This window comes from Rathayibacter tritici (genome assembly GCF_001641005.1).
Lineage (GTDB): Bacteria > Actinomycetota > Actinomycetes > Actinomycetales > Microbacteriaceae > Rathayibacter > Rathayibacter tritici.
Genome location: NZ_CP015515.1, coordinates 2854855 through 2867747 on the forward strand (window position 1 = coordinate 2854855; position 12893 = coordinate 2867747).

A 12893-nucleotide genomic window follows, 5' to 3' on the forward strand; every position below is an offset into this window, starting at 1 on the left:
AGCGCCTCCGCGACGGCGTCCGTCAGCGCAGGGACGGCAGTCGCGGGGTCGGGGATGGGGGATTCCACAGTCGGACACCCTACGCGCGGACACATTCGGACCCGATGGGAAGCGCCCGGCCTAGCCTGGGAGGGTGATCACCGAGCCCCACCCCCTCCGCTTCTGCGCATTCGTCATGAACACCGCCTCCCATATCCAGCACGGGCTCTGGCGCCACCCCGACGCGCGGCAGCACGACTTCGACGACGTGCAGCTCTGGATCGATCTTGCCCGGACGCTGGAACGCGGCCGGTTCGACGCGATGTTCTTCGCCGACGTCGCCGGGCTCTACGGTCCGGCCGACGGCGACTGGGACATCAACGCCCGCGAGGGGTTGCAGCTGCCCAGCAACGATCCGTCGGTGCTGCTCTCGGCCCTGGCGGTGAGCACCGAGCACCTGGGCTTCGCCTTCACGAGCTCGGTGCTGCAAGCGCATCCGTTCGACTTCGCCCGCAAGGTCTCGACGCTCGACCACCTCTCGAAGGGTCGGATCGGCTGGAACATCGTCACCAGCGCGCTGGACGGCGCGGCCCGCAACTTCGGCTACGACCGCCTCGAGGAGCACGACGAACGGTACGCCTGGGCGCAGGAGTACCTCGACGTGGTCTACAAGCTGTGGGAGGGCTCCTGGGATGACGGTGCGCTCCTGCGCGACAAGAGCGGCTCCTTCGCCGATCCGGAGCGCATCCACCGCATCGACCACGTCGGGAAGCGCTACCGCGTGCAGGGGCCGCACCTCTCGGCTCCCTCGCCGCAGCGCACGCCCGTACTCTTCCAGGCCGGGTCCTCTCCCGCGGGTCGACGCTTCGCGGCGCGCAACGCCGAGGCGCAGTTCGTCTTCTCGGGGTCACCGGAGAAGACCCGCGAGCTGATCGAGGACACGCGCTCCCTGGCCGTGGCGGCCGGACGCGAGCGGGGCGTTCCCTCCTTCTACCTGGGCCTCTCCTTCATCACCGGCGACACGGAGGAGGAGGCCCGGCGGGCCGAGCGCGAGATCGACGAGTACCTCTCCTCCGACGCGTTCCTGGTGCACTCGAACCTCGGCTTCGACCCGGCGACCGGCGAGAAGCTCGACCCCGACCTGCCGCTCTCGGCGATCGAGACTTACGCCGGCCAGAGCCACCTGCAGTGGATCCGCGACGCGTCGCCCGACCGCGAGCCGACGGTGCGCGACCTGGCGCGACTCTCGGCGAAGCTCCGCGGCCGCGTGGTCGGCACACCCGAGCAGATCGCCGACCATCTAGCCGGCTGGCGGGACGCGGGGATCGATGGGATCAACGTCGTGAACTGGATCCTGCCGGGTAGCTATGAGGAGTTCGTCGACCGGGTGATGCCGGTGCTGCGCGAGCGCGGCCTCGCTCAGACGGAGTATGCCGAGGGCACCCTGCGCCGCAAGCTGTTCGGCACGGACGAGCTGCCGGCGACGCATCCGGCACGGGTGTTCCGCGGGGCGTTCGCGGCCTCTCCGTCATGAGGGGGACGCGAGGGCGGGTGCGGCTCCGTAGCGTCGGAGGATGATCCAGACCTGGGGTGTCCTGACCGCACTGTACGGAGTGGTCGTGACGGCGGTCGCGATCCTGGCGATCGTGCTGCTGGTGCTGCTGTGCCGCCTCGTACTGACCGCGCGCGAGCACCTGCAGACCTCGACCCGGCTGCGCGAGCTGCAGATCGAGCAGATGCTGCTCGAGAGCGAGTAACGGGCGACACAACGTCAGCTGAGAGTGGGTCTCATCCACGATGGTGGATGACGAGGGCTCTCAGCTGACGTTGTGCGGGACGGTCAGGGCAGAGCGGGTCGCGCGTCCGGGCGCGGCGCCCGCGGGATGAGCAGACCGAGCGCGACGGCGACCGCCGCTCCGATCGCCCCGATCACGAACGTGGTCTCGAAGCCCTGCGGGCTCGGCAGCTGCACGCCGCCGACCGGAACCGTCAGCTGCGCGAGCACGCCAGCGGTCACGGCGGAGGAGAGGGTGGTGCCGAGGGTGCGCATCAGCGAGTTGAGGCCGTTCGCGGCAGCGGTTTCTGAGGCCGGGACGGCGTGCATGATCAGCGTGGGCATCGCAGCGTAGGCGAGGCCGAGACCGACGCCGATGAGGGCGTTGATCACCAGGATCTGCCAGACCTCACTGCCGAAGGGGAGGATCAGCAGGTACGAGACGGCGATCAGCGCGGAGCCGGCGATCAGCACGAGCCGCGGCCCGGACTGCGCCGAGAGGCGGGCGGCGACCGGCGAGGTCGCCATCATCGCCAGGCCGGAGGGCGCGAGCACGAGACTGGCCACGATCAGGCTCAGGCCGAAGCCGACGCCCGAGGCCGCGGGCAGCTCAAGGCGCTGCGGCAGCGTGATCTGCGCGCCGAAGAAGGCGAAGCCGACCGCCACAGAGGCGAGATTGGTGAACAGCACGGCGGGCCGGGCGGCCACCCGCAGGTCGACGAGCGGACTCTCCTGCCGCAGCTCGAACCAGCCCCAGAGGAGCAGAACGGCGATCCCGCCGAGGCCGGAGCCGAGGATCGCGGGGCTGGTCCAGCCCGCATCGTTGCCTCGGGAGACCGCGATCAGCACGCCGCTCAGCCCGATCGCGAGTCCGATCGTGCCGACCACGTCGAAGGTGCCCGGCGAACGCAGAGTCGACACGGGGACGACCAGTAACACGAGGGCAATGTCGACGACGCCAAGACCCGCGGACATCCAGAACAGCACATGCCAGTCGGTGTTCTGCGCGATGACGGCGCTGAGTGGCAGGCCGAGCGCCCCGCCGATGCCCAACGTCGCGCTGACCAGGGCGATCGCGCCGGGGAGCCGGTCGCGGTGCAGGGTGTCGCGGAGGATCGAAATGCCGAGCGGGATGACACCCGTCACGGCGCCCTGGAGGGCGCGGCCGACGACCAGCGTCCAGACATCGCCCGCGAAGGCGCAGACGACCGAGCCGATCACGAGCACGACCAGCGCGGCCACGGCCATCCGGCGCTTGCCATAGAGGTCGCCGAGGCGGCCCGAGACGGGGGTCAGGATGCAGGCGCTCAGCAGTGTCGCGGTGATCACCCACGCGGTCTCGGTGCGGTCGGCGCCGAGCAGGGTCGGCAACTCGGACTGGATCGGGACGACCAGTGTTTGCATGAAGGAGGCGCTCATGCCCGCGAAGGCGAGGACGGCGGTGATGAGGCGCGGATTCGGTGAGCGGGTCAGGGCGCGTCTGTCGGAGTCGGGCACGGCGGTCCTTCACATCGGCGGCGGACGCGCACCCGGACCGCAGCGGCGGGCGGGCCGTCGTCGGCGGGAACGTATCGCTCGGCTCAGCTTTCCTCCGGCTCGGGACACAACGTCGGTGCCGGCGTCTTTGTTCCCGCGGGCTCCTTCCGGCGCGCGCCGGGCAGGACGAGGATGGGCGGATGATCGACATCGAGAGCTGGATCGCCGGCTACGAGAAGGCCTGGGCCACGGACGACGCGGCCGACGTGGCTGCACTGTTCACGGAGGACGCCGAGTACTTCACGGCGCCGCACCGCGACGCCATCACTCCGCGCGACGCGATCGTGGAGTGGTGGCTGGCGGAGGAGGAGCCCGCCGATCCGACGTTCGCATGGGGGCTGGTCGCGCTGACGGAGGAGACCGCGGTGGTGGAGGCGCGCACGGTGTACCCGGGCGACCGGACCTACCTGACTCTGTGGGTGATCCGCTTCGCGCCGGACGGGCGCGCACGCTCGTTCACGGAATGGTTCATGGAGGAGCCGGCCGAGTCCGTGTCCTGAGGGCGGGGGCGGGGGCGTCGCCGGGTGACCGTGCGATGTGCAGGACACCGTGCGATTCGCAGGAGACCGTGCGATTCGCAGGAGACCGTGCGATTCGCAGGGGACTCTCTCCGACCAGGGCGGTCATCTGCGGAGGAGAGCGCTCTCTTCGGCGGAAGTCCTGCACATCGGACCGGGTCCTGCACATCGGACGGGGGCCTGCGCATCGGACGGGGGCCTGCACATCGGACGGGGGCCTGCACATCGGACGGGTACCTGCACATCGGACGGGGGACGGCGGGGTGGACGCGGGCCGGCGGAGTGGCAGCGCCGACGGGTCAGAGCTGCGCGGCGGCGAAGGTGTCGCAGCTGGTGGCGTCGCCCTCGAAGCCCGCCTGGAACCAGCGCTGGCGCTGCTCGGCCGACCCGTGCGTCCATCCCTCCGGGTCGACGGTGCCCGTGGCCTGCTCCTGGATGCGGTCGTCGCCGACGGCGGCAGCGGCGCCCAGCGCGTCCTGGTACTCCTGCGCGGTGACCGGCCGGAGATAGGGCGTCCCGGTGTCGTCGGGCACGGTCGAGGCGTCACCGACCCATGCGCCGGCGAAGCAGTCGGCCTGCAGCTCCAGGCGCACCGAGTCCGACGCGGGGCCGGTGCCAGAGCGGTCCGCCGACTCCATCGCCCCGGTCAGGTTCTGGATGTGGTGGCCCCACTCGTGGGCGAGGATGTACATCTGCGCGAGCGATCCACCCGAGGTGTCGAACCGGGTGCGCAGCTCGTCGAAGAAGTCGGTATCGAGGTAGATCGTCTGATCCGGCGGGCAGTAGAACGGACCGACCGCGGCGCTCGCGCTCCCGCAGCCGGTGGCGGTCTGGTCCTCGAAGAGGTCGACGCCGGTCGGGGTGCGGTACGCGACTCCGAGGGCCTGGGTCGCGGTCCCCCAGTAGCGATCGAGCGATTCAGCGGCGCCCTCGAGGCGGCAGTCGACCTGGGCGTTGGCGTCGGCGCCGCTGTCGCAGGCGACTGCGGTGCTGGTGACGCCCTCGGGCGAGGAGCCGCCTCCGACAAGGCCGCCGAGGCTCGAGAGGTCGACGCCGAGCAGCTGCGACAGCAGCGCGAGCACGATGACCCCCACCGCACCTCCGCCAACCGCGACGCCGGTGGTACGGCCGCGGCGGCGGACCTTGCCGCCGCTGAGCCGGGAGTCGTCGTTGAAGGTCATGCCGTCGAAACTAGCGCCCGCCACGAGGGTCCGCTCGGGCTTGCGATCAGCCCCAGCGGGATTCGCTGGCCGAGCGGATGATCTCCAGCAGCGCCTCGCGCAGGGGGCCGTGCTCGAGGGCGCCGGGGAACATGTCGACCTCGAGGCGGTGCGCCCGGCGCCACGCCTCGCCGCCGGCGTCGGTGAGTGCGACGAGCTGGCGGCGGCGGTCGGAGGGATCCGTCGTGCGCGAGACGTGGCCCTCGCGCTCGAGCCGTTCGATGGTGCGCGACATGGTCTGCACCTCGACGTGCGCCGCAGCAGCGAGTTCCTTCTGCGCGACGGGGCCGGCCTGCAGCAGGTGCAGCACGACCAGGCCCGCGTGGGTGAGGCCGATCTCGGCGAGGGCGCCGTGCCAGGCGTGCTCGACCATCCGGGAGGCGGTGGCGAGCAGCCGGCCGGTGGGCCAGTCCTCCATTCCGGAGGCGTCGTCCGCGCGCATCTGATCAGGGTAGACCCGAGCCCGGAATGCGAGAGCGCTGTCCACCCCGCGCATCCGCATCCGGTGGTCGTTACTGTGGATCGGACCTGCACGCCCCCGTCGAAGGAGCCCCATGCCCACCACTGTGCGCGGCGTCATCGCCCGGTCGAAGGGCGCTCCCGTGGAGCTCGTCGACATCGTCGTCCCCGACCCGGGCCCCGGCGAGGCGGTCGTCGACATCGAGACCTGCGGGGTCTGCCACACCGACGTCCACTACCGGGAGGGCGGGATCAGCGACGACTTCCCGTTCCTGCTCGGACACGAGGCGGCCGGACGGGTCAGCGCGATCGGCGAGGGAGTCAGCCACGTCGCGGTCGGCGACGTCGTGGTCCTCAACTGGCGCGCGGTCTGCGGCGAGTGCCGGGCCTGCACGCGCGGCGAGCCCTGGTACTGCTTCGACACTCACAACGCGACCCAGCGGATGACCCTCGCGGACGGCACCGAGCTCACCCCTGCGCTGGGGATCGGCGCGTTCGCCGAGAAGACGCTCGTGCACGCCAAGCAGTGCACGAAGGTCGACCAGGAGGCGGACCCCGCGGCGGTGGGCCTGCTCGGCTGCGGTGTCATGGCTGGCCTCGGCGCCGCAATGAACACCGGGAACGTCGGGCGCGGCGACTCCGTCGCGGTCATCGGCTGCGGCGGAGTCGGCACGGCGGCTGTCGTCGGTGCGGCCCTCGCGGGCGCCGGCACGGTCATCGCGATCGACCGCGACCCGAAGAAGCTGGCCGCTGCCCAGAGGCTCGGCGCCACCCACGTGATCGACTCGAGCGGCCTCGACGAGGCGGGCGTCGTCTCGGCGGTGCAGGCTCTCACGAACGGGTTCGGAGCGGATGTCGTGATCGACGCCGTGGGCCGCCCCGAGACCTGGCGCCAGGCGTTCTACGCCCGCGATCTCGCTGGGACCGTGGTGCTCGTCGGGGTGCCGACCCCCGAGATGATGCTCGAGATCCCCCTCCTCGACGTCTTCGGCCGCGGCGGCTCGCTGAAGTCGAGCTGGTACGGCGACTGCCTACCCGAGCGCGATTTCCCCATGCTGACCAGCCTCTACCTCCAGGGCCGCCTGCCGCTGGACGAGTTCGTGAGCGAGCGGATCGGGATCGAGGACATCGAGCGGTCTTTCGCCACGATGGCCGGCGGCGACGTGCTGCGCTCGGTGGTGGTGCTCTGATGGGCGCGCGGATCGACCGGCTGGTCACCAGCGGCACCTTCAGCCTCGACGGCGGCACCTGGGACGTCGACAACAACGTGTGGATCGTCGGTGACGACTCCGAGTGCGTGGTCATCGACGCCGCCCACGACGCGGAGGCGATCGTCGCGGCCGTCGGCGAGCGCCGCCTCCTCGCCGTGCTGCTGACCCACGGCCACGTCGACCACCTCAATGCCGTCGACGGCGTGCGGGCCGCGACCGGCGCCCCGGTGCTGCTGAACGAGGGTGACCGGATGCTCTGGGACGCCGTGCACCCCGACACCGCGCCGAGCGGCGCACTGATCGACGGGCAGGTGGTGACGGTCGCCGGCGTCGACCTGGAGGTGCGGCACACCCCGGGTCACACGCCCGGCGCCGTCTGCTTCGTCGCCGAGGCGCTGGGCACGGTCTTCACGGGTGACACGCTCTTCGAGGGCGGACCCGGAGCCACCGGCCGCTCGTACAGCGATTTCCCGACGATCATCGAGTCGATCACCGAGCGCCTGCTGACGCTGCCCGCCGAGACCGTCGTGCGGACCGGCCACGGCGATTCGACGACGATCGGAGCGGAGGCGCCGCACCGCGAGGAGTGGATCGCGCGCGGGCACTGACGGGCGTCCGGGATGTCGCGGCGGCCGGCGGCGCTCAGCGGTGCTGGTCGGACGCGCTCTCCTCGGGAGCGCGAGCGGGAGCGGGAGCGGGACCGTCAGCCGCGCGGGTCCCCCCGTCCCCGGACTTCGCGGGCGCACCGGCAGACGACTCCTCCCGAAGGTACTGCGCCGAGATCACCCGGTACGGCCGCGTGAGCAGCGCTGCGCAGGCTGCCACGATCATGATCACTCCCCCGACGAGGAACACGAGGGCGATCCCCCGGCCGACTCCGTCGCCGAGCAGCCCGCCGAACGCCGACCGTCCGGCGGGCGACTCCATATACGGGATGAGCGCGAATTCGGCGATCGGCGCGATGAGGAACGCGGTCACCGGAGCCGCGGCCGATTCGCATGCCGCGGCGAAGCCGAAGACACGCCCCTGGGTCTCGAACGGCACAACCTTCTGGATCACGGTCTGCTCGGCGGCCTCGATGGCGGGGATCAGCGTCATGTAGATCCAAATGCCGCCCGCGTAGAGCCACCACCAGTCGCGGAGCGTGAAGACCGCGCCGATCAGACCCATCGCCGCCACGAGGAGCAGCATCGTCCGGATCGGGTTCCGCCCGAGCCCGAACCGTGCGACCAGCAGGCCGCCGATGACGAATCCGGTCGCCGTCACGCCGAGCACGACTCCCCACAGCTCGACCGGGAACAACTCGAGCCCGTACGGGTCCATCAGCGCCAGGTAGACGCCGCCGATCAGGTTGTTGAATGTCGAGAAGACGATCAGCGCGAACAGGCCGGTCGCCGCCCGCACCGCGGTGATGCTGCCGCGCAGGTCGATCAGCGGCGCCCGGCCTCCCTCCGCTGCGGGCTTCTCCTCCGGGATGCGCAGGAACAGCAGGTGCACAAGGGCGGCAGCGGACGCGCCGATCGCGATCGCCATCGTCCACCCCATGCCGAGCAGGCCGATGGACAGCCCGCTGAAAACGCTCGTCACCACGAAGGCGAGGCCCTGGACGGTGCCGACCAGGCCGTTCGCGCGGGCGTGCCGCTCGACCGGCACCAGCAGCGTCACGGTCGTGGAGAGGGCGATGTTGCGCATGTTCTCGATCACGGCGCCGAAGAGGATCGTGCCCGAGAACAGCCAGAACCACGCACCGCCGAAGTCGAGCAGCGCGGCCTCGGGGAGGGCGAGATACAGGCCGCCGGAGACGCCGAACGAGACCAGCGTGACCGCTCCGGCGACCAGCATCACCCGGTACTTGCGGTGCCGGTCCACGATCGTGCCGAAGGCCATCGCGAAGATCGCGATGAGCAGCATGTAGGCGCCGCCGATGATGCCGGTCGCGAGCACGGATCGCGTCTCGAGGTACACCCAGAAGGTGAGGGCGAACCAGAGGAAGCTCGTCGTCACGTTCGCGACGGCGGTGTTGAGGAGGATCTGGTGGAAGGAGCGCAGATCCGCCGCGTTCTCGGGTGCGGGTGCGGGCATCCTCTTCCCTCCGCTCGGCAACGGTGCCGTCGACGTCTCAGCAGGACGCGAGCGCCGTCGGAGCCACTGTAGGACCGCGGCGTCGGCGCGTCGAGAGCAGGCGGCCCCCGGCCGACGGCGGCGCCCGTCTCAGGTCGCACGTTCTCGTCGATGACCGGTTCTCACGCTCGCCGTCTCGGATCTCCCGCAGTTCCTCGCCGGATCGACACCGGGCTGTGCAAGGAGTTCTACGAGCTGGCCGGCGAGGACGTCGTCTGGCGCAGGGAGTGAGCGCTGTCGCCATACAGCCGACGGATCAGAACCGGGCCGCCGATTCCGTGCAGGAGCAGGCTCCCGACGATGACGAAGCTGGTGGCCGCCAGGACGTCCAGGCCCTCCTCGGCGGAGAGCGCGTTGACCGCGATCAGAGCGAACACGATCGACGCCGCACCGCGCGGCCCGAGGAGGGCGATGATCAGGCGCTCCTTCCGCGTGGCCCTCGTCCCCAGTAGGGCGATCAGGACAGGAACGATGCGGCCGACCGTCAACGCGAAGAATGCGAGGAAAAACGCCGGCCACCAGTCCCGGTAGCCGGTGACGAGGATGATCGCGGCGATCCCGAACGTGAACCACAGCAGCAGGGTCAGGAACGAGGTCACATCCTCGACCAGCGGTATCTCCACGTGGTCGTCCCACCCGCGACCCCGGGCCAGCCGGAAAGCGATGCCGCAGACGAAGGCGGCGACGAAACCGTTGCCGCCGACCGGGACCGCAGCGGCGAAGGTCAGCACAGGCAGCGCGAGCAGACCGATCCGGATGCTCTGACCGTCCGCCCATCCCGCTGATCGCGCGAGACGGAAAAGCCGCCCGGCGACCACGCCCAGCACGGCCCCGACGACGATGGCGACGAGGCCGGCCGGCGCCGCGGTGAGAAACGCGTCGACGGCGTCGTGTCCGGGCTGGGCCGACCCGGCGGCCAGAGCGAGAGCGGCGAGGAACACCGGTGCGACGAGGCCGTCGTTGTAGCCGCTCTCGATGCTGAGCCAGCGCCGGACCCTGGCGGGGATTCGCGTATCTCGGACGATCGACAGGTCCGGTGCGAAGTCGACCGGTGTCGCGATGCAGGCGATGGCGACCACGACGGGGACCGAGAGCCCGAGGGGAAGGGCCAGACCAACGGCGAGGATGCAGGCGAGGGAGAGCGGCAATGCGATGAGCAACAGCCGCAACGGGACAGCAGTGAGCACCGCGCGAGGGGGGCCCTTGACGTCGACCGCGTCCACGAAGAGCAGGAGAGCGAGGATCACCTCGGCACCGAGAAGAGCGGCGTGCGAGTCGAGGAACAGAACGCTCTCCCCCACAACGAACCAGCCGGCGACGGCACCGAGCAGCGTCATCAGGAGAGGCCCGCTGACAGCGAGTCTCCGCAGCCTGCGGTGGGTCAACGCCCAGACGACGGTGGCTCCGGTCACGAGTAGCAAGGCAGTCACGGACCGACCGTAGTCCGCCTCACGGCACGCGCCAGCGCCGGGCCAGCAGACGCGCCACGACGACCTCCGGCTCGCAGAAACACGTCCGGCTCGCGGAAGGTGTCCACTCCCACGAGCCGAACACGTTTCCGCGAGCCGGAGATGCTCAGCCCGTTACGAGCAGGGGCGTGCCGCGTACGGTGCGCTCACCTGCGTGGAGACAGCCTTCCCCTCGATCGTCGCGGAGGCGGCGACCGTCACCGCACCGGCGGCCAGGTCGGCCTGACGGGTGGTGAAGGCGTGCGACACGGTCTTGCCGGCGGCCACCGAGGCGACCGTCTTCGTGCCGTACGGCGAGGTCATCGTGACCGACACCGTCTCGTCCGACTGGTTGGTCGCCTGCACGGTGAGGATCGCCTTGCCCACGATGCAGCGGGTGGCGGCGGCGGCCGTGACCTCGAGCGCCGGCGCGGCCTCGCCCTCGGTGAAGGCGAAGGTGTCGAGCTCGAACAGGTCACCGGTGGGTCCGGAGTAGCTGAAGTACACGTCGTGCACTCCGGTCGCCCCGGTCAGCGCGGCGCTGACGTCGGTCCATTCGCCGGTCGTCCCGGTCACCGCGACGGTGCCCGCGACGGGTCCGGTCTCGGAGTCGAGGCGCATCGTGATGGAGCCGCCGGCCTGCAGAGCCTTGGCGCGAGCGGTGAACGTCGCCGCTCCGGTGTCGCCGAAGTCGACGGCCGAGAGGGCGGTCCAGTCGCCGTTGTCGAGGTCCTTCAGCACCAGGTTCTGCGTCGCTCCGGCCGTGGGGGTGCCCACCGGCGCGGTGGCGATGCCCTTACTCCAGCCGATGGTCTCGGCGGGGAAGGTGCGGTACGGATCGAAGTCCTTCACCTGGTCGACGCCCTTGTAGTCGCCGACCACCTGCTGCACCGTGCCGTCGGCCGTGAACTGCAGCTCCTGGATGTGCGGGCTGCGGTACCCCTGGGTGGTGTTCCCGTTGATCCGCTTGTTGAGGGTGGGAGCGTGATAGGTGAAGTAGTACTTGCCGCCCAGCTCGAAGACCGACTGGTGGTTGTTGCCGCCGGTGCCTGCTCCGAAGAACTGGCTCTGGTTCGGGAACATCACGCCGGCGTACGCCTCCTTGGGCCACGACATCGGGTCGTCCGAGATCATGTAGCCGATCTCACCGCCGCCCGGATAGCCGGGCACGCGGGTCTGATTGCCGCCGAAGTCGTTGCCGCCGAAGTGCGAGGAGTAGGAGAGGTAGTACTTGCCCTCGCGCTCGAAGACCTGAGCCGCCTCGAAGGCGACGGGCGCATCCACGACCGCGGAGGTGCCCTCGGTCGAGATCATGTCGTCACCGAGCTGGATGACGCGGATGTTCTTCGGGTTGTTGAAGCGCTCGGCCGCGGGGAGCGCGGTCGAGGCGGGTCCGCCTCCGAAGAACAGATAGCCCTGTCCGTCGTCATCGACCAGCGGAGCCGGGTCGAACTTCCACGCGACGTCCTCGGCGCCCGGAGTGGACGCGTTGATGAGCGTGGAGGTGCGCTGGCTGGTCCACGGGCCCACGGGCGAGTCACCGGTGATCACGTTGCTGGAGCCGCCGCCGTTGGCGTAGTAGAGGAAGTACTTCTCGACTCCGTTCACGGTTTTCTTGGCCATGCCCGGTGCCCACGAGTTGCCCGTGAAGGGAGCGACTCCGGAGGAGCCGGCGACCTGGATCTCGCCGTGATCGGTCCAGTTGACGAGGTCATCCGAGGAGATCACGGTGATCTGGTTGATCTTGCCGTAGTCGATCCCCGCCGAAACGCCGGTAGCCGGATCCGGCGAGTAGCCCTGGGTGTCGTTCGTCATGTACATGTACACGCGGCCGTTCTCGACGAAGCCGAAGCCGTCGGCTCCGAACTTCCAGCCGATGAGCGGGTTGTGATCGCCCGGCAGCTTGCCGACGACCTCGATCGTGCGCGAGGCGGGCGCGGGCGGTGCCGCTCCGACCAGTGACACGTCGTCGAGGGTGTAGTCCATCAGGTGCGTCTCGGGAGCCGCGGACGGAGTCGCCGTCCACGGCGTCTCGAAGAAGAGTCGCGTGGTGGCGACGCTCTGACCGGCAGGAACGGTGAACGATCCGCTGATCGTGGCCCACTGGCCCTTCGTCGCGGTGACGCTCGCGAGGTTCGTGTACGAGCCTCCGCCGTAGTGCATGGTGGCGAAGAACTGCTTGGTCGCGGGGCTCGCGGCGGCGTCGTACTTGATCTGCGCCTTCACCTGATAGGTCTGCCCGGCGACGACCTTGCCGCTGAGGTCCTGCATCGCCCCGGATCCGGTGGTGGTGCGGGAGCTGACCTTCGCGGCCGCAGCGCCGGTGCGGGCGTCCGCCGTGGTGGCGATGACTCCGGAGTCGGCGGCGTTGCCGTTGTTCACGAACCAGCTCGCGGTGCCGTTCTCGAAACCGCCGTTGACGACGAGCTCCGTCTCGGCCGCTGTCGAGGTCTGGGCGGCGAACGGCGCCACCAGCAGTGCGGTCAGCGCGGCCGTGGCCAGCAGTCTGAGCCGCAACCGCCCCTGTGGAGCGGTGTCTACGTGTGTTCTCACGGATCCTCCTTGATCGTGTCGTGCAGGAGATCGACGACGAGTGCCGCCGACGGGTTCGGGGCCGGGGGCGGCCG

11 protein-coding genes are annotated in these 12893 nt (G+C 70.3%); 5 read left to right on the forward strand and 6 right to left on the reverse strand.

Annotation, left to right across the window (positions count from 1 at the left end; genetic code table 11):
• Window positions 1–175 precede the first annotated feature (175 nt).
• Entirely contained in the window at window positions 176–1513 is a 1338-nt protein-coding gene (locus A6122_RS12980) for an LLM class flavin-dependent oxidoreductase (protein WP_068257674.1), read from the forward strand.
• A gap of 40 nt (window positions 1514–1553) precedes the next feature.
• The gene (locus A6122_RS12985) at window positions 1554–1736 is read left to right on the forward strand and encodes a hypothetical protein (RefSeq protein ID WP_068255693.1); all 183 of its coding nucleotides are present in this window, start codon (window positions 1554–1556) and stop codon (window positions 1734–1736) included.
• 83 nt (window positions 1737–1819) lie between these two features.
• Here A6122_RS12985 and A6122_RS12990 read toward each other — a convergent pair whose 3' ends face one another.
• Entirely contained in the window at window positions 1820–3250 is a 1431-nt protein-coding gene (locus A6122_RS12990; RefSeq protein WP_237358191.1) for an MFS transporter, read from the reverse strand.
• 179 nt (window positions 3251–3429) lie between these two features.
• Here A6122_RS12990 and A6122_RS12995 point away from each other — a divergent pair, with 179 nt between their 5' ends.
• Window positions 3430–3789 carry a nuclear transport factor 2 family protein gene (locus A6122_RS12995; RefSeq protein WP_068255695.1) on the forward strand — a complete coding sequence of 120 codons (360 nt, stop codon included), beginning with the start codon at window positions 3430–3432 and terminating at the stop codon, window positions 3787–3789.
• Window positions 3790–4106: 317 nt separating this feature from the next.
• On the opposite strand, the gene ypfJ is transcribed toward A6122_RS12995, so the two are convergent.
• Both ypfJ and A6122_RS13005 read right to left on the reverse strand, forming a co-directional pair.
• Window positions 4107–4988: a KPN_02809 family neutral zinc metallopeptidase gene (ypfJ, locus tag A6122_RS13000; protein WP_068255697.1), complete on the reverse strand. Its 882-nt coding sequence runs from the start codon at window positions 4986–4988 to the stop codon at window positions 4107–4109.
• Window positions 4989–5034: 46 nt separating this feature from the next.
• Window positions 5035–5469 (reverse strand): MarR family winged helix-turn-helix transcriptional regulator, encoded by a 435-nt coding sequence (locus A6122_RS13005; protein ID WP_068257680.1) that lies wholly within the window; start codon window positions 5467–5469, stop codon window positions 5035–5037.
• A gap of 112 nt (window positions 5470–5581) precedes the next feature.
• On the opposite strand from A6122_RS13005, the gene A6122_RS13010 reads away from it, so the two are divergent.
• Together A6122_RS13010 and A6122_RS13015 are read left to right on the forward strand one after the other, a co-directional pair.
• A complete protein-coding gene (locus A6122_RS13010; RefSeq protein WP_068255699.1) occupies window positions 5582–6676 on the forward strand; it encodes an S-(hydroxymethyl)mycothiol dehydrogenase in 1095 nt (364 codons plus the stop codon).
• Window positions 6676–7305 (forward strand): MBL fold metallo-hydrolase, encoded by a 630-nt coding sequence (locus A6122_RS13015; RefSeq protein WP_068255701.1) that lies wholly within the window; start codon window positions 6676–6678, stop codon window positions 7303–7305. The genes A6122_RS13010 and A6122_RS13015 overlap by 1 nt, the downstream gene beginning before the upstream one ends.
• Before the next feature lie 34 nt (window positions 7306–7339).
• Here A6122_RS13015 and A6122_RS13020 read toward each other — a convergent pair whose 3' ends face one another.
• The 3 genes from A6122_RS13020 to A6122_RS13030 form a co-directional block, all read right to left on the reverse strand.
• Window positions 7340–8779, reverse strand: coding sequence for an MFS transporter (locus tag A6122_RS13020; protein ID WP_084416061.1), 1440 nt, complete (start codon window positions 8777–8779; stop codon window positions 7340–7342).
• Between the two features lie 227 nt (window positions 8780–9006).
• The gene (locus A6122_RS13025) at window positions 9007–10248 is read right to left on the reverse strand and encodes a cation:proton antiporter domain-containing protein (protein WP_068255703.1); all 1242 of its coding nucleotides are present in this window, start codon (window positions 10246–10248) and stop codon (window positions 9007–9009) included.
• 153 nt (window positions 10249–10401) lie between these two features.
• Complete coding sequence (locus A6122_RS13030) at window positions 10402–12819, reverse strand: family 43 glycosylhydrolase (protein ID WP_068255704.1); 2418 nt, start codon at window positions 12817–12819, stop codon at window positions 10402–10404.
• Window positions 12820–12893: the final 74 nt, after the last annotated feature.